Here is a 25697-nt window from a genome sequence, read left to right as displayed (position 1 = left end):
GCGACTAGCATTGATATTTATCAATACAAAAAGAAAAAGATTAAATCGAATTAGACAGGAGTTTTTGATGATTTTAAAAGAGCGCAGGGCGTGTCCTTGCCCAAAATGACAGTCACATTTAATGAACTAGCATTCAGCCAATTCGCTTAACGCAGGTAAATTCAAAATTTGTAGGTGATTTAGTTTGGGGAAAGCGACCAAACCGTCGGATTTTAACTTAGCCAAACAACGACTCACCGTTTCTATGGTTAACCCCAAATAGTCAGCCATATCTTGACGGGACATATACAATTCAATGCGATCAACACGGGCACCGGGTAATCGTTCTAATAATTGCATGAACAAGAAACATAAGCGTTCTAGCGCTTTTTTCTGACCTAAAACATAAAGTTGTTCCATCACTCTAGAAAATATGGCCGATTTAATCTGTTCCATATTTTGCTTAAGGTGACCGCCTTCTTCACTAAGGCTATTTAGTTTTTTGCGACTGAATTTGTATAGTTCAACTTTGGTTAAGCAGCGAACCGCACAATCATAATTTATTGAATGGGTTAATCCAATGAAATCACCGGGAAATAAAAAACCAATGATTTGTCGTCTGCCATTACTGAAGATTCGCTCAATCGCTACAGTTCCGGAGATCACGTTATAAACAAAATCAGCAGGCGTATCTTGGCGAAATAAATACTCACCTTCATCGCACTTGGATTGTTCAGCATAGGAATCCAAACGGTCCAATTCATTAGGTGTCATGCCATGAAATAACAGGCAATCGTTAAGCACTGTATTGGTATAAGTAGGACGTATATGTTTAGGTATAAATATTGTTGACATATCATTATTCCTTTTTAACAAGATAATTACATGAATTTTGATTACTAGCAAGTACTTAGCTGCATTTTTGATCAGCAACTTTTAAAGCAAACAGCATACCAAAATCCTGATTTTTGATATTTATCAATATTTTTCAAAGACTTATTTGGCAGTTTTAGTTCAGATAATGAACAAATGATATATCATTAGTATTAAATTTAGTTTATTTGGTACATAATGATGCATAGCGTTTACCTATTTTGGTAACTTATTCTGAGTACGTATTATTAACAAGCGGATTAAGCTCAGGAGGGATATGGGCAATTACACAGCAAAATTGGTCAATTCATCAGCGAACCAACACATTGTGTTTGTCCGATTTCTTGTCTTTGACATTTGTCATGGCTGATTTAACTAAAGCATGCAAAATAGTTAAGGGGGAGTTCTGTTCACCAGCGTTGTGAAAATATAAGTAGTAAGTGAAGCATTCCATCAGTTGCGTAAACAAAGTTGTAGTTTGGCAAAATCAGGTTAGTTTCCGTCTTTAGATGTGTTTGATTCTCGACTACCGACAAATTGGTCTTCTCACTCAGATCAGTGTTAGTTAGATAATTTTTTTAATCACTACCAATCATCAACAGCCCACAAAGCGATAGGGCGCAAGATATAGACAGTAAGTTAAACAGCGCAGCTTAAAACCATGGAGTTAACAGGCGGTGCATTAACATTACAGTAATAAAGGAGTCACCCATGACGAGTACCGTCGAGTTTATTACCGCAAATAAGATTATTTGTAACATTGGAGCTATTGAGCAAATCGCTGAGCATTGTCGCGCCCTTGGCATTAAACAGCCTCTTATCGTCACCGATCCTGGATTGGTAAAAGCAGGCCTAGTTACCCATATAACCGCGCCTTTAAACAAAGCCGGAATCACCGCCGTAATTTATAGTGATATTCAGGCAGATCCACCAGAATCATTGGTATTGTCTGCTGCAGAATTTGCAAAACAACTTCATGTAGACGGGGTAATAGGCTTTGGTGGAGGTAGCAGTTTAGACGTCGCTAAACTACTTGCTGTGTTGGTAAACTCGAAGCAGCCTTTGAAGGATATGTACGGGTTGGACAAAATTAGAGATAAACGTTTACCGCTAATTTTACTTCCTACTACTGCTGGGACAGGATCGGAAGTTACTCCCATCTCAATTATAACTACCGGAGAAACCACAAAATCCGGTGTCGTTTCGCCCTCTTTATTACCTGACATAGCGATTTTGGATGCCACCTTAACAGTAGGGCTTCCACCGGCAATTACAGCTGCTACTGGTATCGATGCCATGGTGCATGCAATAGAAGCTTTTACCGGAAAAATTAAGAAAAACCCTTATTCAGACATGTTAGCAAAAGAAGCGTTGCGCCTAATGTCGCAAAACTTGTTAGAAGCAGTGAATAATGGCAGTAACCTAGAAGCTCGTTCAAACATGCTGCTAGGCGCACTAATGGCAGGACAAGCTTTTGCCAACTCACCAGTGGCAGCGGTCCATGCCCTAGCCTACCCATTAGGCGGTAATTACCATATTCCCCATGGCCTGAGTAACTCATTGGTTTTACCCCACGTGTTACGTTTTAACGCACCTGTAGCGGCCGATTTGTATGCTGAACTGCTGCCTAGTGTCACCTCGGGGCAAAATCATCAAACCGGTCAAAAAGGCTGTGATGCATTCATTAATGTCATCGACAATTTAATTACTGACGTTAGCTTGCCCAAAAGTTTACAGGCATTAAATGTTCCCCGTGAAGACCTAGGAATGTTGGCCGACGAAGCGATGCAACAACAAAGACTACTAGTTAATAATCCCCGCGAGGTGACTCGCGAAAATGCCCTCGACATATACGAATCGGCCTATTGAAAATGCAATAAACAGCAACGTTGTTTTAGTTCGAGATTTTATTAAATATTAATGGAGAAAAGTTAAAAAATGGCTAGTCCAATACTGAGAGAAAAATTAGACAAAGGTGAATTTATATTTGCCCCTGGAATTCAAGACATGATCACAGCGGTAGTTGCGAACAAGGTTGGATTTGAAGTAGTTTATGGCACTGGCTACTGGTTAACAGCTTCAGCTTATGGCATAGCCGACGCTGGAATAGTAAGTTACACTCAGATGGTTGACCGTATGCGTACTCTTGTTAAAACCAGTAATGCAGCGGTAATGGCCGATGCAGACACAGGTTTTGGCGGATTATTAAACGTACATCACACTGTCCGTGGTTACGAAGAAGCGGGCGTTTCTGCCATCCAAATCGAAGACCAAGAGTTTCCAAAAAAATGCGGTCACACGCCTAATCGCAAAGTGGTTCCTTGCGCTGACATGGTCGAAAAAATAAAGGTTGCTGTTGACGCTCGTACTGACAGAAACATGTTAATCATAGCTCGAACAGACGCCCGTCAAGCCGAAGGTCTAGACGCTGCTATCGCCAGAGCTCAAGCCTATTACGAGGCTGGTGCAGACGTCCTTTTTGTTGAAGCATTGGAAACCAAAGAAGAAATGCGTAGAGCTTGTAAAGAAGTTGGCGGTCCAATGTTTGCAAATATGTCAAATGGTGGCTTCACGCCTATTTTGACCGTTGAAGAAATGAAAGAGGTGGGATATGCCATTGCTATCGCCCCTTCATTAACCAGTTTAGCGGCAGCCAATGCAGTAGAAAAATCGCTGATTGCAATGAAAGAACAAGGTAGCGCTGAACCAGAAGGCGTGCCAATCAACGACTTCAGCGAATTCTGTTCTTTAATAGGATTCGAAGATGTATGGGCTTTTGAAAAGAAATGGGCAAAATAAACAAGGTAGAGAAAGAGTAATTACATGACTATTAGTGAAGATATTGATCAAAATTACGCAAATGTATACGGCAACAAAGTAGGCTATGGTAAAAAACCAGCGTTACTGCTGATTGACTTTGTAGAAGCCTATTATGATAAATCTTGCGAACTGTATGCCGATGTTGAAGATGCGTTAGCATCCGCGCAACGGGTTCTAGAAGCCGCTCGAAAAGCCGGCGTTTTAGTTATCTATACAAACGTTGTTTATCATAAATCTGGGGTAAACGGCGGAGCCTTTTTTAAGAAAGCTAAACCTTTACGCTATTTAACAGAAGGTTCGCCTATGGGTGCTTGGGCAGGAACATTGAAACCTACCGAAGACGAGTTGGTTATATCCAAACAATACCCAAGTGCTTTTTTTGGTACATCCTTAAGTTCTACCTTAGCGGCTTATGGTGCAGACAGCGTGATATTAACCGGCTTAACAACCAGTGGTTGCGTACGTGCTAGTTGTGTTGATGCTTGTTCACATGGCTTTATACCGATAATAGTAGAAGAAGCTTGTGGTGATCGTCATGAAGATCCACATAAGGCTAACTTGTTTGACATGAACGCAAAATATGGCGATGTTGTTAGTGAGGCAGATATCATAACTTACCTGCAATCTTTGACCGCATAAAAGCGCTAGTGCAATAAAAAAGTCAATCAACTAAGGTTGATTGACTTTTTTAGTTAAAGCGACTTACCTGCTCTTAACCCCATCTAATTTTGCAAATACAACCAACTATGTTGTTTGCGTACTTGCTGCTCAAATGCACTAATTTCTTTTTCATGTTGTAGAGTTACGCCAATACTGTCTAAACCATTTAGCAGCATTTCTTTGCTACCCGTCTCTATATCAAATTCAAATTTTAGACCATGGGGGCTTTCAACTTTTTGCTCCTGCAAATCTATTTTGAGCTTTAAATGTTGCGGATCTTGTAGAGTTTCATCAGATAACTGCATGACAGCTTCGTTACTAAGCACAACAGGAAGTATGCCGTTGCGCATACAATTCTGGTAAAAAATAGCGCCAAAGCTAGGAGCAATAATGGCCCGTATACCATATTCAGCCAAAGCCCAAACCGCATGTTCACGTGATGAACCACAGCCAAAATTGTTACCCGCTAGCAACACTGTGGTATTAGCGTATTCTGGTTTATTTAAGATGAAGTCGGGGTTGAGTTCGCGAGAATCGGGCATCACATAACGCCAAGAAGCAAATAGCCCCTCACCCAAGCCCTTTTTAGATACTCGACGCATTTCCCTACTCGGAATAATGGCATCAGTATCAATATTGATTCTTAATAATGGCGCGGCAATACCACAGTGAGTTGTAAATGCTTTCATCGATCACTCCTTGGAACCGCACGCGGATCGGTAATACAACCGTATATGGCACTGGCGGCCACGGTTTCTGGACTGGCTAAATGGGTACGAGTCTCTGGACCTTGGCGAGATTCAAAATTACGATTACTCGTAGATAAAACCCGTTGTTGTTTACCAAAGTGCTCCCCCCCAGCATAGAAGCACATGGAACATCCACTTTCTCTCCACTCAAAACCTGCATCTAAGAAAACCTGATGTAAACCTTCACGCTCGGCAGCCGCTTTTACTTGCTGCGAACCGGGAACACAAATGGCTTTCACATGAGTAGCCACTTTTTTACCTGCTAAAATAGCTGCAGCTTTACGAAGATCTTCAATTCGCGAATTGGTACATGAACCGATAAATGCGCAATCTATCTTGAGGCCGAGCAACTTATCGCCTGACTTTAAGTCTTGATAAGCTAGAGCACGTGTTGCCGCTGTGCGTGCATCTTCAGAAGCTAAGGTATTTAATTCAGGAACGGTTTGGCTGATACCACAAGCATGTTGTGGGCTTGTACCCCAAGTGATGGTAGGTTCAATATCTGCAACGTCTATTTTAATTTCAGTATCGAACAAGGCATCCTCATCGGTGCGCAGATTATGCCAATATTCTACAGCAGTGTCCCATTGCTCGCCTTTAGGCGCATAAGGGCGACCTTGTAAATAGTCGATGGTTTTTTGATCCGGTGCTACTAAACCTGTAAATGCCGCAAACTCTACAGCCATATTACATAGAGTCATTCTCGCTTCTATCGACAGGGCTTCTACTGCAGGACCAGCAAATTCTATTGCATGACCAGCGCCACCGTGGGCACCAAATTTACTGATAAGGTGAAGAATCATATCTTTGGCTGTGACACTTGAATTCAGTTCGCCTTCAAACCAAACCCGCATCAATTTGGGTTTATTAATACGTAGAGTTTGAGTCGCCATTGCATGTTCAGCTTCAGAAGAACCAATCCCCCAAGCAGCCGCACCTAAAGCACCTTGAGTACAGGTGTGACTATCCGGGCAAACTAGGGTTAAACCTGGTTGTACGATACCCAGTTCTGGACTAATGACATGGGCGATACCTTGTCGTTCATCACCTATGTCAAATAAGGTAATGCCAGCGGCTTTGGCTTCTTTACGTGTAGCTTGAATGAAGTCTTTCCCTGAAGGCATGACAGTTTCATCACCACGACCTGGAAATGTATCGACAATATGATCCATGGTGCAAAAAACTTGGTCTGGATGACGAACTTTTCGTCCAGTTTCGGCCAAACTTTGCAACGCAATAGAACCTGTTCTTTCGTGTAAAAAGACTCGGTCAATGTAAACTAAGTAAGTCCCATCAGGTAATTGTTTAACCTTATGAGCATCCCATATCTTCTGAAAAAGTGTTTTGGACATTATTATCTCTTGTCTCAAGGATAAGGAGGGTTCTAACGCCCCTACAAATTATTGCTGTGCTTGCCAGCTCTGGTAAATATCACTCGCGCTAGCACTCCAAACTCCATCTTTACTACTGATGTATTCAAGTACTTTCTCGAAGCAAGCAATACGGTGGGGTTGACCCAACATCCATGGATGTATATTCAATGCTAATAGACGCCCACCTTGTGTTTCGGCTTCACTTAACAACAGGTCACATGCATCTTGAATTTGCTCAACATAGCTATCTTCACTGTGCAGATTGTTTTGCAAAATAAAAAAATCATCCAGTTCATTAGATAAAGGCATGTTGCTGAGTTGACCCGTTTCAGTTCTAAAGGCATAGGGCAACTCATCGTTAACCCAATCGCACATGTAGTCGATACCATTTTGCTGCAATAACTCAGGGGTATTTTCTGATTGCAAGCGACCAGGACTTAACCAGCCTTTCACCGGTTGCTCAAAGCGCTCACGTAAAGTTTGCACACTTTTAGCAACCCAACTTGCTTCATCGTTTGGCGAAACTTCGCCATGATGCAACATGTCCATCTGCCAACCATGGGCAATGACTTCATTACCTCGCTCTTTAATGACATCCATCAAATAAGGTGCGCGTTCAACCATGGCGCCATTAATCGCGATAGTTGGTTTGATATTAAATTTATCTAATGCTTTGAAGATTCGAAATATACCGACGCGATTACCGTAATCACGCAAACTAAAGTGGCGTAAATCTGGATAAGGCATTTTCATACCACCAGGCACGGCAACTGGGTTTGCACCTTGGTTCAAAGGAAAAAACTGGACGTTGATATTTACCCAAAGCGCTAGTTTTTTGTTATTTGGCCAGACAATAGGTTTACGCTCTGTCAGCATCGACCAATCATATAAATCGTGGTCCATTCCGTAATGTCGTTTGGGATATTGAAGATAAGAATCATCTAGACTCATGATTATTTCCCTCCTTGCTTGGCAGCTATATCAGCGACACTATCGTCATAACAATGCTGCATGTAATAACTTGCTATTTCGCGCCCAGTAGCTACCCAAACATCACTGTGTCCGGTGATGTATTCCAAGGCTTCTTCGTAGGCTTTTAGACGATGTGGGCAACTCACTTGATAGTTGTGAGTTGGAATACACATGATGGTTCCACTCTCTTCGCCTTCTTGGTACAAACGGTCAAAATTTGCTTTGAGCATTTTTCCATATTGACGAGGTGTAACTTTATTAGATACGTAAGCAATGGTGTCATTCATCTCTAATGAATAGGGAATTGACACAAACTTTTTACCAGAACGAGTATGGATAGGAGTTGGTTGATCATCATGAAATAAATCACAAGTGTAAAAGCCGGCATCATCGCCAAATAATTCCGTTCCCACTTCGGCAAACAAGTCAATAGTATGGTCACTGTGCGATAGTGCTGGGGCTAAGTAACCAGCACATTTCTGTCCGGTATGTTTATAGATGGTTTCAATTGAGTCGCGGATCATTTCTCGTTCCTGCTCCACGCTCATTCCATAAGTATAACGAGTGTTATAGATACCATGACTGAAAAACTCCCAGTCCCGTTCTTTACACAGGCTAATAATCTCAGGATGGTGATCACATAATGCGGTAGATAATGATATGGATCCGCGCACACCATATTTATCCAGAAGCTGCATTTGACGCATATGACCCACACGATTACCGTAATCACGAATACCATATCCGGCAATGGCAGGATAAGGTTGCGGCCAAGCCTTACGAGATGGATTTGCAGGTGGATCTAGCTCATAAAACTCAATATTGGGTGCTACCCAAAATGCGACTTTAGCGCCATTTGGCCAAGTGATTTTAGGACGTTTGTGATAAGGCCAATAATCATAGTAACCGGGATCTGTATGCATTAAAAAACTCCTTCTACTATTTTTCTAACCAGTCATATACTTCTTGTACGGCTAATACATCAGCATATTTCAATGATAAATCGGTAAGGTTAGCGAAGTGATAGCTTTCATGTTTGTCAGCAACACACTCGATCGGCACTATAGTGCGATATCCGCGTGACAAACTATCTACCGCAGCGGCTCTGATACAACCAGAAGTTGAACCACCGGTTAATATAACGGTATCCACTTGGTGCCATACGCATAGACTTTGCAGTTGAGTTTCAAAAAACGGAGAAGGCATTTTTTTACAGTAAAAAACATCTTTTTTACGGTCGACTTGCAAACGGTCATCAAGCTCTGAGCGCTCACTATCAAATTTAATATTCTGTAAACTATCGGGAGTATCTGTGCGGGTTCCCCAGATACCAGCATCTTCACCAGAATCCATATATGCCACATTAGTCCAAACAACAGGCCAACCCAATGCACGGAATTTTTCCGCAAGTTTATTGACATATTCAAGCTGTCGCGGGTCTGTCTCGTAGGCAGTTTTAAAAAGATCGGTTCGAGTGTAGGCCTTTTGCAAATCTATATTGACCAAAATAGCCTTATTTCCAAAACCAAAACGCTTTCGGGCTGGATTAGCCTGAACCTCCGCAAAAATCTGACGGGCCGTTTTTTCAGATAATTCCATAGTCGCTCCTATTTGCCTAAACTTAACTATATGTTTTATTCTAACTCAGGGTGTGACTCGTTTTCGGTCACAACCAAATGATATATCAGCATATCTTTTATGCGTAAGTATTGATACTTTTATGTACCCTTAAACACTCTTATGATTCACAAAAAATGAATCTTGAACATCTCCACTAAGCACTAACTTAAGAGTGTTTGCATAAAACCAAAAAGAGTAAAAAAAAGGGCTAAAACGCCCTTTAAAACAACCACATTTCGGAGTAGGTTGAAAACTTTTATTAATCAGTGGTAAGGGCTTTTACTACTTTTAAATCAATTAATTCTGCTATTTGTTTATCACTGTATCCGGCGTCTTTTAGCACCCGAATGGTATCTTCGCCTTCTTTTGGTAAATCATGATGTAGAACAGTACGTTTACCATCTAATTCAATCGGTAAAGAAGGCAGGTTAGCGATACCTTGGGGTGTTGTAACCGGTAGTAATCCACCACTATTAAGGTGCGGATCATTAAACAAATCAGAGGGAGTATTGATTGGCGCAAAGGGAATACCCGCACGCTCTAGACGGTCCATCAGGGTTTGCTTATCTAAGCCACTAAACAATTCCTTGATTACCGGAATAATTCTATCTTTCTGCTTCACCCTATCATTGTTTTTATCTAGGCTGCTGTCTGCTGCAAATTCGTGTAGTTCAAATTCTTTACAAAAGTGTTTCCACAAAGTGTCACTGACAACCCCAACAAAAACACGTTCGTCATTTTTACAATTGAAAATTTCGTAGATTGACCAAGCACTTCTGCGCACAGACATAGGAGGGGGAGCTTCACCTAGCACCACTTCTTGGGCCATATGCTGACCAACAAAATATGCGGTAGTCTCAAATAATGAACTAGTAACGTGACGACCTTTACCGCTCGTATGGCGTTCATGCAAAGCAGAAAGAATGCCGATAACACCAAACATACCGCCAGTGATATCAATAACAGAAGAGCCAGCCCGCATAGGCTTGTCAGGAAGACCTGTCATATAAGCCAGTCCGCCCATCATTTGCGTCACTTCATCCAACGCAGTACGGTTTTCATATGGGCCGGTTAAAAAGCCTTTTAATGAACAATAAATAAGTCTTGGATTCAGTTGACTCATTGCTGCATAACCAAACCCAAGCTTTTCCATCGCACCCGGTCTGAAGTTTTCAATCAACACATCCGCTTCGCGAATTAAGTTTAACGCAACCTCTTTACCTTCTGCTGATTTGAGATCTATACACACACTGCGCTTATTGCGGTTATACATGGGAAAGTAACCAGCACCCGAACCTTTTAGGCGGCGCGTTTTATCACCTTCAATAGGCTCTATTTTTGTCACCACTGCACCTAAATCTGCTAGTACCACACCAGTAGCAGGCCCCATAACCATATGTGTAAACTCTACGACTTTGAGGTCTTCAAGTGGGTATGAATTTCCTGATGACATAAATAATAATCCTGTAATAAAGGGTAGGCCAAATGCCCTAATGAACATATGTTATAGCTTTATACCTTTTATATCAAGAAATTCTACTCATGAGCTAAAATAATGATGAGTTTTAATTACTTAAGTTCTAAAAACATTGATATAAAAGGACAATTTCACTGCAAAGCGAAAAATCTGAAGCCAAGTTGTTATGGTTTTATTTTAAAGACGCGTAATAAGCTGCTAATGCTTTAATATCTTTGTCGCTTAATCCTTTAGCCATTGCCGCCATCGTCGGTTCTTTACGCTCACCATTACGGAATGCTTTAAGTTGCTTTTCTAGATAAGCGGATTTTTGCCCAGCCAAATTTGGCCAAATAGGACTGAGGCTGATACCAGCACTACCATGGCAACTAGCGCAAATCATCGATTTCGTTTTACCCACCGATATTAACGCATCAGCGGCAAAGGTTTGCGTGACAAAAACCATGCTTGATATCGCTATCAAAAAGTAACGTATTTTGAGCATATTCAAATTTCACCTGTATCAATAAATAAGGATTTCGTTATCAATTCTAATTTAACAATGGATAACCCTTTTTTTCATGAGGTAAGATGAAGGATGTAACAACCAAATAACCTCAATCAGTTATTTCAATATACGTTGTATAACCAGGTGCTACATTGACTAAAATCAAAACTGCACACGGCATTCAAATTAATTAAAAATAACCAATAAAAACAAAATATTAGAGAAAAACAGAAGATTAAGGCGTGGTTAAATTTAGTATGATTGTCCCGTTAATTAGGAAAAAACTTTGAAATATAAATATGCAAAGTGAAATGAAAATGGCAAGCCATACTTTATTAAGTGACTGCTTAGAGGTGCTACAGGTTTTTCGCTAATACGCCATCTACTACCAGCGCAGCAATGGCCATCGACGCGGTCAGCCCCGGTGATTCTATACCGTACAGATTAACTAAACCTGCAATACCATGTTGTGATTCAGTCTGAATCATAAAATCTCTTGCCTCTTCACCTTTCCCATGGAGTTTAGGACGAATTCCAGCATATGAAGGCGCTAGAGAACCGTCTTTAAGGTTAGGCCAGTATTTTCTAATTTGCTGATAAAACCCATCGGCTCTAGCAGGATCGACCTTGTAATCCAATTCATTGACCCACTCGACATCAGGACCAAAACGGACTGAATTACCTAAATCTAATGTGGAATGCACTCCTAAACCAGCACTTTCAGGAACAGGATAAATAAGGTGGCTAAACGGCGCTTTGCCAGACAAGGCGTAATAGTTTCCTTTTGCATAATGAATAGCAGGCACGCTTCTTTGCGGTAAACCCTCAAAACATCTAGCAATTTTCTGGGCGTGTAAACCTGCGCAATTAATTAAGTACTTTGCGTTAATTTGTATGCTTTGGTCGCCAACAATATCCAGTAGAATTGAATTATCAGTACATTTAGCTGAACCCAATTCCGCTCCTAGTGCTACCGCGCCACCAGCACTTTCCAAGTCACCTTGTAAATTTAACATAAATCCATGACTGTCTATAATGCCCGTTGAAGGAGAAAACAATGCACCGTAACAGGCAAGTTCAGGCTCTAAAGCTAAGGCTTTTTGTCTGCTGTAAAATTCAAGATCTGACACATTATTGGCACGTGCGTTTTGTTGAATTTCAGTTAGCTTTTGCAACTGAAGTTCAGATGTAGCGACAATCAGTTTGCCACATCTTTTATAGGCAATATTGCGTTCCTCGCAATACGCATAAAGCATTTTATTCCCCTGAACACAAAGCCGAGCTTTAAGAGAATTAGGCTGATAATAAATACCAGCATGTATTACTTCGCTATTGCGAGAGCTAATTCCTGTGCCGATTTGAGATTGACTTTCAATGACAATGGTTTCCACACCTTTTTGAGCCATTTCTCGTGCAACAGCTAAGCCAACGACGCCACCGCCGACAACAATACACTCTACAGACTCGGCCATTTAATCACTCCTAGACGCATAAATAAGGGGATGGGGAAGTTAAACATTACAGAGATTTCTTGGTCCCAGCCAGCGAACAGCTTTTGAAAACGCTTACATGCTTAGAATTCGATGAATTGTTATAACTTATCGCTTTTTTTTTTGAATCAGTAGTAAGTTGATCTAGTTTTTCCTTTTCAGACCCATTAGTGTTAGGGAGTCTAACTTTAATAACAAAGTTAGCTTAAATACAAAAATAATAATAAAAATATAAAACCCTACGGAAAAATAGTTCATGAATACTGAAAAACTAACCAAATATTTAGACAACAACGGCATTCTTGATGCCACGGAAATTATTCATAATCCATCCTATGAGTTTCTGTTTGAAGAAGAGACAAAAAGTGATTTAGTTGGTTATGAAAAAGGTATTGAAACAGAACTCGGTGCAGTGTCTGTCGACACTGGTATATTTACCGGTCGCTCACCAAAAGATAAATACATCGTTCGCGATGACACCACTAAAGATACGGTATGGTGGTCTGATCAAGGCACAAATGATAACAAACCGATTAGCACTGAAGTATGGCAAGAGCTAAAACAAACGGTTACTCAACAGTTAAGCAGTAAAAGACTGTTTGTTGTGGATACCTTTTGTGGTGCTAATGCAGATACCCGTTTGAAAGTGCGGTTTGTGACCGAAGTGGCATGGCAAGCACACTTTGTGAAGAATATGTTTATACGTCCAACAGAACAAGAACTTGAAGGTTTTGAACCTGACTTTCTAGTTCTGAACGGTTCTAAAACGGTGAATAAAAAGTGGCAGGAACACGGCTTAAATTCAGAGAATTTTGTCGCCTTTAACCTCACTGAAAAAGTCCAAATTATCGGCGGTACATGGTACGGCGGCGAAATGAAAAAAGGTATGTTCTCAATGATGAATTACTTTTTGCCGCTCAAAGGTATTGCTTCCATGCATTGCAGCGCGAATGTGGGTAAAGATGACGATGTGGCAATTTTCTTCGGTTTATCAGGTACAGGAAAAACCACACTATCGACAGATCCACACAGAAAACTCATTGGCGATGACGAACATGGTTGGGATGACAACGGTATCTTCAATTTTGAAGGTGGTTGTTATGCGAAAACGATTAATTTGAGCAAAGAACAAGAGCCGGAAATCTATGCTGCAATACGTCGTAATGCGTTGTTGGAAAATGTGTCTGTAGACAGTAATGGCAAAATCGATTTTGACGATAACTCAAAAACTGAAAATACCCGAGTCTCTTATCCCATTGATCACATAGAAAACATTGTCCAACCTATTTCTAAAGCCGGTCATGCAACTAAAGTTATCTTCTTAACCGCTGATGCTTTTGGTGTGCTTCCTCCTGTTGCTAAGTTAACCCCACAACAAGCTGAGTACTACTTTTTGTCTGGATTTACAGCCAAATTAGCAGGTACAGAACGAGGAATTACAGAGCCGACACCAACGTTTTCGAGCTGTTTTGGTGCGGCTTTCTTAAGTCTTCATCCAACAAAATACGCAGCAGTTTTGCGTAAACGAATGCACGCAGTGGGTGCCGAAGCATACTTGGTAAATACTGGCTGGAACGGCACGGGAAAACGTATTTCCATTAAAGCTACTCGCGCGATTATAGATGCCATTTTAGACGGTTCAATTAATCAAGCGGAAATGAACACACTTCCAGTCTTTAATTTGTCGGTACCTAAACACTTACATGATGTTGAAGACAATATTTTGGATCCTCGTGACACTTATGAACAAGCCGAACAATGGACTGAAAAGGCCACTAATTTAGCAACTTTGTTCACTAAGAACTTTGTGAAGTTCACTGATAACGATGAAGGAAAGGAAATTTCTAATTCTGGACCAAAATTATAAAGTGAACGAAAACTGCTCAACAACATTTTGAGATCAGTAAAAATGAGCAGCAATTTGCATAAGTCAAATTGCTGCTTTTAATTTTCTACTCATAACTGGGGTTGACCGCATTAACAGTAAGAAAGGGCCTTTCTCTAATTCAACTCGATAACAGATAAACGTTCAATAAGTTTGGGTTCGAAAACGCGCTGAATTTCTCTATTTGACTCTTTATAAACATATTTCAAAACCCATTGAGCCGCCATTTTCCCCATTTCTAATACTGGGTTATCAATAGTGGTTAATTTGGGAAACATATGTTTTGCAAATAACACATCATCAAAACCAATCACGGATAAATCTTCTGGCAGCACCAAACCATGCTCTCTAGCACAACTCATTGCACCGGATGCCATTTCATCATTTGAACAGGCTAATGCACTAAAATGTTCACCTGAATTGAGTAAATAATTCATCCCTGCGATACCACCGGTCTCAAGATAATCACCTACATAATGGAGTTTTTCATTAAACACCACGCCATACTCTTGCAACGCTCTTTTGTGACCAATTAAACGCTGCTTAGTATCTTCTTTATAAGTAGGACCGCTAATGTAGGCGATGTCTCTATGTCCTTTTTTCAACAAAGTCTGTGCGGCCATATAACCACCAGCTTGGTTATTAACAATAAAACACTGATCTTGCATGCTTTCGACGACGCGGTTCATAATTAAAATGGGGAGTTTGCTTTTGTTTAGCTCAATTAAATATTCATCAGAGATGGCTTCAGAGTGCACAATCAAGGCATCACATTGACGACTGATCAGAAAATCAATACCGTCTTTCTCTTCCGCCTCTTCATCATGACCGGCAGAAATAATCACGTGTTTACCAGCGGCTCTTAGCTCTGTTTCCACGCCGCTCATCATCTGTCCAAAAAATGAGCTATTAAGGTTAGAAACCAAAAGACCAATGCTATTTGCTTTATTTGATGCGAGTGAACGAGCGAAATTATTTGGCACATAGCCAAGCTCTTTCATGGCATGCATTACTTTGTCACTAGTGCTTTGTCTGACTTTCACATTGCCGTTCATGACTCTGGAAACCGTTGCCAAAGACACCCCAGCATGTTTTGCTACTTCGTAAATCGTTGCCATAAATTTTTGCTAATATTCGCCCTGAGACTAGAGGATAGCTAGCCTACTATACAATCGCCACCTTGTAATGAATAATTATGCGGCATTACAAAACATCCGATGTGTGTAAAGTTTAGGGCAATCAGGCAAGGATACTACTGATTAGAAAAAACTACGCCAATGCTCTTTGCCCCTTGAGTTCTAGAGTAATTTTTTTCTGTTGTTTATCGGTAAGGGGATAAAACAACATCAAAATTGCAGCAGCTATACCAAAAAATCCAGGTATCCAGCTCATCAACAATTTAATACCAGGTAAGCTATCTGCAACTGTCGTTTGGTCCATACCGTCGTAGCCATAACTAGACAATACTACCAGCACTAATGCTCCTGCGAACCCTCCGCCAGTTTTCTGCACAAATGTACCTGCAGAATAGACTAAACCCGTTGCTCTTCGTCCGTTTTTCCATTCAGAATAATCAGCGGAATCCCCTAACATCGAAAAGAACAAAGTAGGAAAAATAGCTGCAAAGAATTCTGCGGAACAACCTAGCACAAACACTAAGGTGACATTTCCTTCAGGCACCCAGTAAAAGCAAATAGTTAGTATACTGCCAATAACTAATGAACCAATAAACAGTACTCTACGACCAAAAACACGAGCGAGAAACGATGTGCTTAATGCACCAAAAATAGATACCACTAACAGGGCTACGAAGAATTGACCTGTCATCAATTCATCACCAATAACGTACTTAAAGTAATAGGCAATCACACCGTATTTGATGCCATTAAACATCATGGTTAAAAAGCCCATACCTAACAAGATTAACCAAGGTTTATTAGTTATCAGGTCAATCATATCCTGTTGAGTCGAGCTAATTTGCTCTCTGGGTTTGGCCAGAAAGCGGTTTATTAGTATCCAAGTCCCAGCAATAACAACCGCAAATATCACACCGGTTAATACGTTACGGTAATAGAAAAACAGACTAATACTCATCAAAGGTAATAAAATAAACGGCAGATTTTTAGTCAGATCCCACAGCTCAGTTTTCAACCCTGAGGTGTTATTGACTACAGGTTTCACTCGCTCTTTAGTGGATAAAAACGTAAAGACCATTAACGCAACCAATATTCCAGCAAACAGATACATCGTTGATTGATAACCCTGTACATCATTACCTTGGCCAAATAAGTCGACGAAATACGGTAAAAACCCCATAACCAGCAAACCACCAAAGAATGCGCCGGCGAAGCGATACGCAGATAAACTGGTCCGTTCAACATCACATTCGGTCATCACTCCCATTAAAGCCGAATAAGGCACATTATTGAGGGTATAACAGAGTGTTAAGCCGATATAAGTGACATAGGCGTAGACTAGCTTGTTACTCGCTGACCATTCTGGTGTGGTAAAACATAGCACCATGAATAGGCCAAGTAATGGCGTAGAAAATAAAATCCACGGTCTGAACTTGCCCCACCGAGTATCTGTGCGATCGGCAATCATCCCCATAATGATATCGGTTATACCATCAGATAGTCTGACCACGAGGAACAACAATGCGGCCGCTGCGGCAGTCAAACCGAACGTATCAGTATAAAAAACAGCTAAATAAGCAAGCGCCCCGCGCCAGACTAAATTAGCGGCGGCGTCCCCCATGGCGTAACCGACTTTTTCAATTATTGGCAGTTTGGTTATTTCGCTTTGCATAATTTACTTTGCTACCTACTAGTAATCAGTTGTTTATAGGCAAGTCCACTGTCTTTAATAGTGCGACTCTGGGTAAGATAGTCAACATACACAATACCAAACCGCTTCTCGTAACCTTCTGCCCACTCAAAGTTATCCATCAAACTCCAGGCGAAATAACCGGCGATATCAACACCCTGCTGGGAGGCGTCATCAACAGCATTGAGATGTGATTGAAAGTAGTCAATTCTGTCTTGATCATTCACTCTGCCGTGTTTAATTTCATCCTGCATCGCCGCACCATTTTCAGTGATGTAAACTGGTGGCAGTGTATAACGTTGATGAAGAGATATTAAGAGCTCAGAAAGTGCTTTAGGGTGAACTTCCCACCCCATGTCAGTAGTGACTACACCTTTAGGTTGAAGCTCTTCATACCAGCCTTTGCCATCGCTGCGATATTTTAGTCTGGTGTAAAAATTTACTCCTAAGAAATCTAAGCGCTGGCTAATCAAGTCCATATCGCCCGGTAAAATATCAGGTCGGTTTTGTGGTTCAATTAGCTCAACCACATCTGGATAGAGCCCTTCCATAACGGGTCGCATGTACCACTGATTAATATAATCATCGGCTATTTTCGCAGCCTTTATATCTTCAGCCACCTGAGTCTCTGGATAGCAGGGGGTGAAATTAAGTACAATTCCAGCCTTAGTATCGGGACAATTTCGACGCAATGCGCGTATGCCAAGACCGTGAGCTAACAGTAAATGATGGGCTGACTTCCTACCGTTTGCTTGTCCCGTTTTACCCGGTGCGTGCACACCATTTTCATAACCTAGGTAAGCTGAACAAAATGGTTCGTTTAAGGTAGCGTACGCGTATACTCGGTCTCCCAAAGCTTTAGCAACTAAATTCACGTAATGCTCGAAATGAAATGCGGTTTCACGATTCAGCCAACCACCCTTTTCTTCTAAGTGCTGAGGCAAATCCCAATGATATAAAGTGACAAAGGGTTTGATGTTGCGCTTAACTAACTCTTCCACCAAATCAATGTAAAACTGCATCCCTTTATCGTTTAGAGAACCGTCTTTTTTGACCACCCTAGGCCAAGAGATGGAAAATCGATAAGCATCCACGCCTAAAGAGTCAATCAACTCCACATCTTCGCGCCAAAACTTAACATGCTCACATGCCACCAGCCCGTTAGAAGCATCGGAGATTTTACCGGGTGTGGCACAAAAAGTGTCCCAAATTGATTCTAATCTGCTGTCCGCTGCTCCTTCAATTTGGAAAGAAGACGTTGCTACACCGAACACGAAGTCATGGTCCAGTAATTTTGATGAAGATGGTAAGGAAAGGTTGCTCATGATTTGATAATTACTAATTCTGTTAATGGTTAATCGGTATCTTTTTGATGGTCAACAAAGTGTTAAGCGCGAAAACTATAACGAAAACCACCTAAATGAAAGCGCTTACATTTAGAGGTTAGTTGGATTCGCAATAAAAAGCAATGCTTAACGTTAAAAAAATGTAAATGCTGGAATTATTCTATCCCCAATACCTGTTTTGTTGATTTCTACTACAAACTCATCATCGTTAATTGGGTGGGCTACAATATTGTTGAATAAAACGTTGATGACTAGGTAATTGGGAAACCGCCTTAGATATTGATTGTTCCAGTGAAGATAAGAACTTTTCTAACTCCATCACCGGCATTCCCTGAACACTGGGATGGTATTGTTTTGGCTCAATCCCTTGACCAAGCATAACTTGTGTCCAAGAATCGACTCTAAACAATTCACCATCGGCTTGAAATGCATGGGCGTGATCGGTAAACAGCCGTATTCGATGAGCCAGACTCTCTGGCACCTCCATGCTTTTACAATGTCGCCAAAATTCGCTGTCTTGCCGTTGAGTAACATGATAGTGCAAGACGATGAAATCGCGGATTTTTTCGATCTCGTCGGTGGCTTGTTGATTGTATTCATCAATTACCGAATCGGATATTTCCCCACATGGGAAAAGCCTGAGTAAGCGAATAATGCCCATCATAATGAGATGAATACTGGTTGATTCCAAAGGCTCCACAAAACCGCTAGCCAAACCAAGGGCTAGACAGTTTTTATTCCAATGTTTACGACGCCTACCTGTGCGATATTTTATCACTCTGGGCTCGGTAATAACCTCGCCCTCAATATTCGATAAGAGATACTCTTTAGCTTGTTCATCAGTCATGTACTTGCTGCAATAAACAATGCCATTTCCAACCCTATGTTGTAATGGAATCCGCCATTGCCAGCCACTGTGATGAGCAATAGAACGAGTGATTGGAGATACTTCCCCTACCGACTTAGTTTGTACCGCAATCGCACTATCACAAGGTAACCAATGCGACCAATCTTCATAACCCGTATGTAACGCTTGCTCGATTAGCAAACCTCGAAAGCCGGTACAATCAATAAATAAATCGCCCTCGACTAACTGTCCTGAATCCAATTTTAAGCTAGTGATAAAACCGTTTTTGGGGTCTTTATTTACTGCGGCAATTTTTCCTTCTATCCTTTTCACTCCTCGAGATTCGCTAAACTTACGCAAATAAGCGGCATATTTACTGGAATCTAAGTGGTATGCATAATTGATAGATGACTTATCTGAAAGCGCAAATTTATTGGCCTTAGCAGCTTCCAATTCAAAACAGTATTTACCAAAGTCCTTTGCAACGCCCTGTTCTTTTCCGTATAGCCAGAAGTGATGAAATGGAGCAATAAAGCTTTCTTTACCTGTCATACCGAATGAATGAATATAGCTATCTCCTTGCTTACCCCAATTATCAAATTGAATGCCTAGCTTAAAGGTAGCTGACGTTTCTGCCATAAACTGAGACTCATCAATGCCCAACAGTTTATTGAATATTCGCATGGGCGGAATAGTTGCCTCACCGACGCCAACGGTACCGATTTCTTCAGACTCCACCAAGGTCACATTGATGACGGAAGGCATCTGTTTAGCCAATGCTGCGGCAGCTATCCAACCAGCGGTTCCACCGCCAGCAATAACCACATTTTTGATTTTTCTGTTCACCTTCTGCTCACCTTTGCGATCCATTTATCGATTTAGTTTATTGATTAACATGGCACGAAGTTGACGTGACATCATTTCATTCATGGGCGCTAAAAAACCATGGGCTTCAGGCGGTAAATGCTCTGTAGGTTGCTCACCCTCACCAAAAATATAGTAATCAAAGATATGCTTCCAACCTGCCTTTTCATGTGCCGGTTTATCGCGAAGACTTAGCATCGCGTGGTACAACACATTCATCGCAGCCCCCATATACTTTTCCGCATTACTCCACCAATAATTGACTAACACATTATATGGGCTTAGCGCCTCGACTTGATGCCACCACATACTCGGAATATAGATACCATCGCCCGGTTCTAATTCCGCGACTTGTCCGTGGGCTAATGCTTGTTTGATTTTCGGGTATTTTTCATAATCAGGATTGTGCAAATCCACCATAGTAATCGCCGGGCCACCTGGTGTAGGAGCTAAGGGGCCGGGATATAAGTTCGCAATTTGATCCGGTGGGAAAGTAATAAAACGCCGTTTTCCGGTGACAACGCAAGCAATATTGTCAGAAGCATCGTAGTGACAGCGAGCAATTGACTTGTTGCCAATCCAAATACTGGGTATCGGGGGTTCGGTCGCATGCTGTTTTTGGATAACAGGAATATGCAAATCATTGTCAGCGCGAAGTCCAGGGAAATTCAAATCAATAACATTTGATGCAATGTAATATCCTGGTGGGCGCTGATCGTAAAGATGTTCCATTATAAGGTCGAGCACCTCATCTACTTGTGCCCGTTTAGACTCATAATTTAACTCAGTTGCATTTTCATTGTAGGCGTACTTCCCTTCTATATCAGGATTGCCAAAGTAAGCAAATACTGACTTACCATTATAAAACGACTTTAAATAGTCAACGCTTTTTTGCGCAGATTCCAAACCTACTTCCACCAGCTTCCAATGCTTAACCACACCTTTAAGTACTACAGGGTGGCTATACTGATGAATATCATTAGGCACCTCCCCTGACTGACAATTTTCAATAACTTCAGTTTGTTTGGTGATGTTTAACATAGGTACTCTAAGCTCTGCTTATTAAGCAAATGTGGCGTTTTTACGCTGAATCAATTTTCTAATATTAGTAACAGATGCCACTGCCGCGTACGCAAACTGTAAATATCCCGATTGATTAAGCTCAAAAAGTTGCTCTGCTGACAGCGCTCTTAGTTTCTCCTCATTAATCGTAAAATTTCCAGATACTTTGCACTTTTCGCCGTTGTTTAAATCAAATTCGATATTAACCGGCTCAATCAACTCGCAACTTAGGAAACTATTAAACATTGCATCTTGAATTGCCATGCCCTCGTGAATAGACTGCAATCGGGTAGCGATATGATTCAAATAAGGACTGTTACCGCCATGCTCGAGAAATAATGGCTGCCCTTTGTCGGTGGACACCTTGGGATGTTGCATATCAATGTGTATAACCGGAGACGGATCTGAATGGGGATCTTGTTGCTGAAAACCGATTAAAAAAGGCCCTCGTTCAATCATAGCTGGTATGTAGTTAGCGTCCCAACCTGAAGGAGTTGTATCGCTTAGGAAAAGGTTTTCATCTTTTTGCAAACCAAGCATAACAACACATTGATATTTACCCGTCTGTTGGTCTAATTGGAAAAAGATTGGATATTCTTTTTGTAATTCAACAAATTCTAGTGGGAAAACCAATACGCTGGCTACATCGTCGGCAAACTCTTTAGCATAATGCGCAAGCACCTTAGTATCTTTATGCTGCACATTATTCAAAAGCACATGTTTGGCCATTGTATTTCCTCAATAATTTTTTGCTCGTTGGTTATTTCAAACCAGCAAATTAAAAATGAAAATATTCATATTTAATTGAACAAAATAAGAAGTGTCAGTGTGCTACATCTTCAAATCCTATTCAAATATTTACAAAAACAAAAGCCGCAATAAACAGCGGCTTATGGACGATGGCAAACAACACCACTGGTGTTGTTTGCCGTTTCATACCGCCTTAGAACTTGTAACGAGCCCCCATTTGATAGCGTGCACCTAAATCGGTTGCATACCATAATTGCGTTTCGTTTCGAGCGTGTTCACGGATGTCTTCTTCAGTTATATTCAAACCTTCAAAGAACACTGTGAATTGGTCGTTAATATCGTAGCTAACGTTTACATCAAGTTGAGTATAAGACTCCACATAACGCGGGTTATTAGAACTACCTTTATTCACTTCTGCCAAGTATTTATCACGCCAGTTAAGGGCAACACGTGCTTGGAAACCATCTTTTTCGTACATAGCCACTAAGTTAGCCGTATCACTCAAACCCACTAAAGCAAATTGCGACTGGTTAGGATCCGCTTCGTTATCAAAGCCCACATCTCCGCGTACAAACGTATAGTTAGCCTGCACACCAAAGCCGGTATCACCAAAGAAGTGTTGTACCGCAAATTCAGCGCCATAAATTTTGGCTGCTCGGTTATTGTCTGGTGTATTAGTACGGAAAATGACTTCAGGATCATCCTCATTTGCGACCAAATCCCAACCTTCGGTTTCGGCTAACTGTTGAATTTGTTCTGGCGAACCAGTGTAATCATCAGCTCCACCAGGGAAGGCTTCTGGTTGACTTAGCAATACCATCATGGCGTAAAGTGATGTGTCATCAAGTGCAATACCGCGGTCGGCTAGCGCTTGAACGGCAGCCTCGGCACGGGGACCGCCAGTTACATCACGAATACCTAGTAGCGGTTGGTCAACTTGACGGCTACCTAAGAAATTAACCACATCTTTTTGGAACAAACCGGCTGAAACATAACTTGTTTCATCGTAGTACCATTCCAATGATAAATCGACGTTAGACGACTCCAATGGTAATAAGGCAGGATTTGACGCATCCGCTGTTGGTTGCGCACCCAACAATGTTGAACCACCACCGCCAGCAAAGTTTGAAGCAGATACACCTAAACTTCCAAATCCTGCTCGAGCAATTGTTTTGCTATATGAGAAGCGACCGATTAAATCATCTTTAATCTCAAGTTTTAAATCCAGGCTCGGTAATAAAAAGTCATAGTCACTTTCTGCCGTAACATAACTGGTTTCTGAACCATCCACATATGACACTACGTCATTATTGTCTTCCCATTGAAAGTAGTTACGACTAATTAATGAAGTCGAAGTCACGTCTGTAGTTTCATAACGCACACCGGTTAAGATGCTAAATGGCATTTCTCCGATTTCACCTTCTAAGGCGACTTGAACGTAAGCGGCTAAGGAATCTTCTTGTATCGTATCGTCGAATGACAATGCGTCCTCGGTTCCAGCTGGAATACCAGGATAAAGAGCTTCTGCTGCAGTATACAAATCAGGCGCGTTAGCAATGAAACCATAACCACCAGAGTTTGTGGTAAAGTCGTCGAACTCACCCGGCAAATCAAACGGTTGAATCAAGTCACCGAATTCACCAGGGTTAGCGACCCCCCAATTACCCAAAGCAATGTTGTTGCCAGCAGTTTGAAATGAGCGAGATTCCATTTCACGAGCTTCCACACCAAAATCAAAATGACCGCTGTCTAGGAAGTAAGTAGCGTCAAGTTTATACTGGGTGATTTTAGACTCTTGGCTGGCGTTTCTAATACGAGCAATCGACGAACCTACATCACCGGCATCCACTTGCCCGTTATTGTTTGCACCTCGAATGCTGTCGTCATATACATTAGTATAGGTAGGCAAGTCACCATCCCAAAACCATTCTCTTGAGGTCACTGTTGGCGCCCCTAAACCTACCGCTAGTTCGCCGGAACCTCTTGGACCTGTCCCCCGACTATGCATCGTTGAGTCGTGCGCATCAAACATGATTTTAAAATCATCATTAACATTGTATTCAAAGTTCACACCAATCGAATCTAGTGTATTCGTCTGTTCACGCCACTGTTGCTCGTACCCTTCATCTACACCTCCAGCATAGGTTTCAGATATGTAGATGGGTGTTTTCACAGCAGAATTATCGAACTCTACCGTCCCGGTATTTGTACCGATTTGCAGCCAGTTACCAATTTCACCACGTTGCTCAACAATTTCGTTTTCAGCAAAGGTGTAGTCTAATGACGCTTTAAAGTCATCCGTTGGTGCAAACTGCAATGTTAGCTGCATATTGTCGCGAGTTCTTTGGGTATTTGAAAATGCATAACGGATGTCATTGGGACGCGCATAAAGCTGTCCCTGCTCTGGAGCATTAACATAGTTTGCTGTGGTGTTGTTATTCCACATTCTATCCGGATCGGCGATATCATCCCAATAGTCAATATTCCAGTTATTCACAGTGGCGCCGGTATAACCTGAATCACGTTCTTGATGCACAGCAGACAAACTCACACCAAATGTTTTCTCATCATTAGCGTAGCTTACAATAGTAGACAATTCAGGGGTAAGATCATCACCAGTACGGTTGGTAGTATCGTGTACCGCTTTTGCGCCGACAGTAGCCACAAAACCTTCTTGATCAAGTGGTTTAGCGGTGATTATATTAATGGTTGCACCAATTCCACCAGTTGCAATGTTCGCTTTACCTGTTTTGTATACTTCGACAGCTCTGATACTTTCCGATGCTAGGTTTGCAAAATCGAATGAGCGCGTGTTTCCACTTTTAGTTGTACCATCCGCACCTGAGCCTGCACCATAGGTTATTGCTGCAGGCATTGTTCTACCGTTTAAGGTAATCATGTTGTTTCCACCCGCAAAACCGCGGACAGTAACTTCAGAGCCTTCGCCATTGGTACGACTGATCGAAACACCGGTTATACGTTGCAGCGATTCTGCTAAGTTGGTGTCAGGGAATTTACCGATATCTTCAGCAGAAATAGCGTCAACTACACCAGCTGACGAGCGTTTTATGGCCGCAGCCTCTTGTAAACTTCCCCGTAAACCTGTTACTTGGATAACCTCTAAGTCTTCAGCTTCTTGTGCAGCTAGTGGTGCGCACAGTGAAGCCCCTAAAACGAGCGAAAGGCTCGTTGCTAGATGGGTTTTTGCAAACCTTGTTTTAGTCATGTTGTTTTCTCCCAAAAACTACCTTGATTGTACTCATTACTACATTTTTCACCCGCGCACGTCCTGCTTATGCCACCCTAAGGTTGTAAAATTATTGTAATAACAAGCAAAATGTAAGCGCTTTCATTAGAATAGAGCACGAAAATGTGGTCGTCAACTAATAATCATCGAAAATGAAACTTTTATTAACTATTTATTTACACTCTCTAAATTCACCGCTTTACGATGCTTTACTGAAAACCTTTAAACAAAAGGCTTAGCGGCTAACCTGACAATGAAAGGTAGGTCCTAAAAAAGATAGGGTCAATTGAATGAGCATTATGAAAACCGCTATACGCTTAACCAAATATTAACAATTAAGAAATCAAAGACTGTTTGCGCGCTACCAAAG

Annotated in this window: 20 protein-coding genes; 4 read left to right on the top strand and 16 right to left on the bottom strand. The window is 41.4% G+C overall.

Annotation, left to right across the window (positions count from 1 at the left end; all coding sequences use genetic code 11):
• Positions 1–126: 126 nt before the first annotated feature.
• Positions 127–834 (bottom strand): cyclic nucleotide-binding domain-containing protein, encoded by a 708-nt coding sequence (locus VUI23_RS00610; protein WP_216049325.1) that lies wholly within the window; start codon positions 832–834, stop codon positions 127–129.
• 729 nt (positions 835–1563) lie between these two features.
• Between VUI23_RS00610 and VUI23_RS00605 the strand changes: the two genes are divergently transcribed.
• From VUI23_RS00605 to VUI23_RS00595, 3 genes are all read left to right on the top strand, one after another.
• Entirely contained in the window at positions 1564–2721 is a 1158-nt protein-coding gene (locus VUI23_RS00605) for an iron-containing alcohol dehydrogenase (protein ID WP_216049326.1), read from the top strand.
• Positions 2722–2790: 69 nt separating this feature from the next.
• Entirely contained in the window at positions 2791–3651 is an 861-nt protein-coding gene (locus VUI23_RS00600; protein WP_216049327.1) for an isocitrate lyase/PEP mutase family protein, read from the top strand.
• Between the two features lie 24 nt (positions 3652–3675).
• Positions 3676–4311, top strand: a complete 636-nt coding sequence (locus VUI23_RS00595) for an isochorismatase family protein (RefSeq protein ID WP_342806197.1) — start codon at positions 3676–3678, stop codon at positions 4309–4311.
• Between the two features lie 83 nt (positions 4312–4394).
• On the opposite strand, the gene leuD is transcribed toward VUI23_RS00595, so the two are convergent.
• The 8 genes from leuD to VUI23_RS00555 all read right to left on the bottom strand — a co-directional run bounded on the left by leuD (position 4395) and on the right by VUI23_RS00555 (position 12482).
• Entirely contained in the window at positions 4395–5021 is a 627-nt protein-coding gene (gene leuD / locus VUI23_RS00590) for a 3-isopropylmalate dehydratase small subunit (RefSeq protein ID WP_342806195.1), read from the bottom strand.
• On the bottom strand, positions 5018–6433 hold the full coding sequence (leuC, locus tag VUI23_RS00585; RefSeq protein ID WP_342806193.1) for a 3-isopropylmalate dehydratase large subunit: 1416 nt from the start codon (positions 6431–6433) through the stop codon (positions 5018–5020). The genes leuD and leuC overlap by 4 nt, the downstream gene beginning before the upstream one ends.
• A gap of 48 nt (positions 6434–6481) precedes the next feature.
• Complete coding sequence (locus tag VUI23_RS00580) at positions 6482–7405, bottom strand: polysaccharide deacetylase family protein (RefSeq protein WP_216049331.1); 924 nt, start codon at positions 7403–7405, stop codon at positions 6482–6484.
• 2 nt (positions 7406–7407) lie between these two features.
• Positions 7408–8349: a polysaccharide deacetylase family protein gene (locus VUI23_RS00575; RefSeq protein ID WP_216049332.1), complete on the bottom strand. Its 942-nt coding sequence runs from the start codon at positions 8347–8349 to the stop codon at positions 7408–7410.
• Positions 8350–8365: 16 nt separating this feature from the next.
• Entirely contained in the window at positions 8366–9025 is a 660-nt protein-coding gene (locus VUI23_RS00570) for an isochorismatase family protein (RefSeq protein WP_216049333.1), read from the bottom strand.
• A gap of 280 nt (positions 9026–9305) precedes the next feature.
• Positions 9306–10499, bottom strand: coding sequence for a CaiB/BaiF CoA-transferase family protein (locus VUI23_RS00565; RefSeq protein ID WP_216049334.1), 1194 nt, complete (start codon positions 10497–10499; stop codon positions 9306–9308).
• A 196-nt stretch (positions 10500–10695) separates the two neighbouring features.
• Positions 10696–11007: a cytochrome c gene (locus tag VUI23_RS00560; protein WP_216049335.1), complete on the bottom strand. Its 312-nt coding sequence runs from the start codon at positions 11005–11007 to the stop codon at positions 10696–10698.
• Between the two features lie 359 nt (positions 11008–11366).
• The gene (locus VUI23_RS00555; RefSeq protein ID WP_342806191.1) at positions 11367–12482 is read right to left on the bottom strand and encodes an NAD(P)/FAD-dependent oxidoreductase; all 1116 of its coding nucleotides are present in this window, start codon (positions 12480–12482) and stop codon (positions 11367–11369) included.
• Positions 12483–12756: 274 nt separating this feature from the next.
• Between VUI23_RS00555 and pckA the strand changes: the two genes are divergently transcribed.
• A complete protein-coding gene (pckA, locus tag VUI23_RS00550) occupies positions 12757–14367 on the top strand; it encodes a phosphoenolpyruvate carboxykinase (ATP) (protein WP_342806189.1) in 1611 nt (536 codons plus the stop codon).
• Between the two features lie 134 nt (positions 14368–14501).
• Here pckA and VUI23_RS00545 read toward each other — a convergent pair whose 3' ends face one another.
• The 7 genes from VUI23_RS00545 to VUI23_RS00515 form a co-directional block, all read right to left on the bottom strand.
• A complete protein-coding gene (locus tag VUI23_RS00545; RefSeq protein WP_216049338.1) occupies positions 14502–15503 on the bottom strand; it encodes a LacI family DNA-binding transcriptional regulator in 1002 nt (333 codons plus the stop codon).
• A gap of 151 nt (positions 15504–15654) precedes the next feature.
• Complete coding sequence (locus tag VUI23_RS00540; RefSeq protein ID WP_342808218.1) at positions 15655–17181, bottom strand: MFS transporter; 1527 nt, start codon at positions 17179–17181, stop codon at positions 15655–15657.
• A gap of 23 nt (positions 17182–17204) precedes the next feature.
• Positions 17205–18536 (bottom strand): GH1 family beta-glucosidase, encoded by a 1332-nt coding sequence (locus tag VUI23_RS00535; RefSeq protein WP_342806187.1) that lies wholly within the window; start codon positions 18534–18536, stop codon positions 17205–17207.
• Between the two features lie 229 nt (positions 18537–18765).
• Complete coding sequence (locus VUI23_RS00530) at positions 18766–20274, bottom strand: tryptophan halogenase family protein (protein ID WP_342806185.1); 1509 nt, start codon at positions 20272–20274, stop codon at positions 18766–18768.
• Positions 20275–21309: a cupin-like domain-containing protein gene (locus VUI23_RS00525; protein ID WP_342806183.1), complete on the bottom strand. Its 1035-nt coding sequence runs from the start codon at positions 21307–21309 to the stop codon at positions 20275–20277.
• A 21-nt stretch (positions 21310–21330) separates the two neighbouring features.
• Positions 21331–22059 (bottom strand): SapC family protein, encoded by a 729-nt coding sequence (locus VUI23_RS00520; protein WP_342806181.1) that lies wholly within the window; start codon positions 22057–22059, stop codon positions 21331–21333.
• Positions 22060–22273: 214 nt separating this feature from the next.
• Complete coding sequence (locus VUI23_RS00515; protein ID WP_216049343.1) at positions 22274–25306, bottom strand: TonB-dependent receptor; 3033 nt, start codon at positions 25304–25306, stop codon at positions 22274–22276.
• Positions 25307–25697: the final 391 nt, after the last annotated feature.

The organism is Alteromonas sp. M12 (assembly GCF_037478005.1).
Lineage (GTDB): Bacteria > Pseudomonadota > Gammaproteobacteria > Enterobacterales > Alteromonadaceae > Aliiglaciecola > Aliiglaciecola lipolytica_A.
Note: the sequence above shows the minus strand (reverse complement) of the source record. Positions and strands in the feature narration are given on the sequence as shown.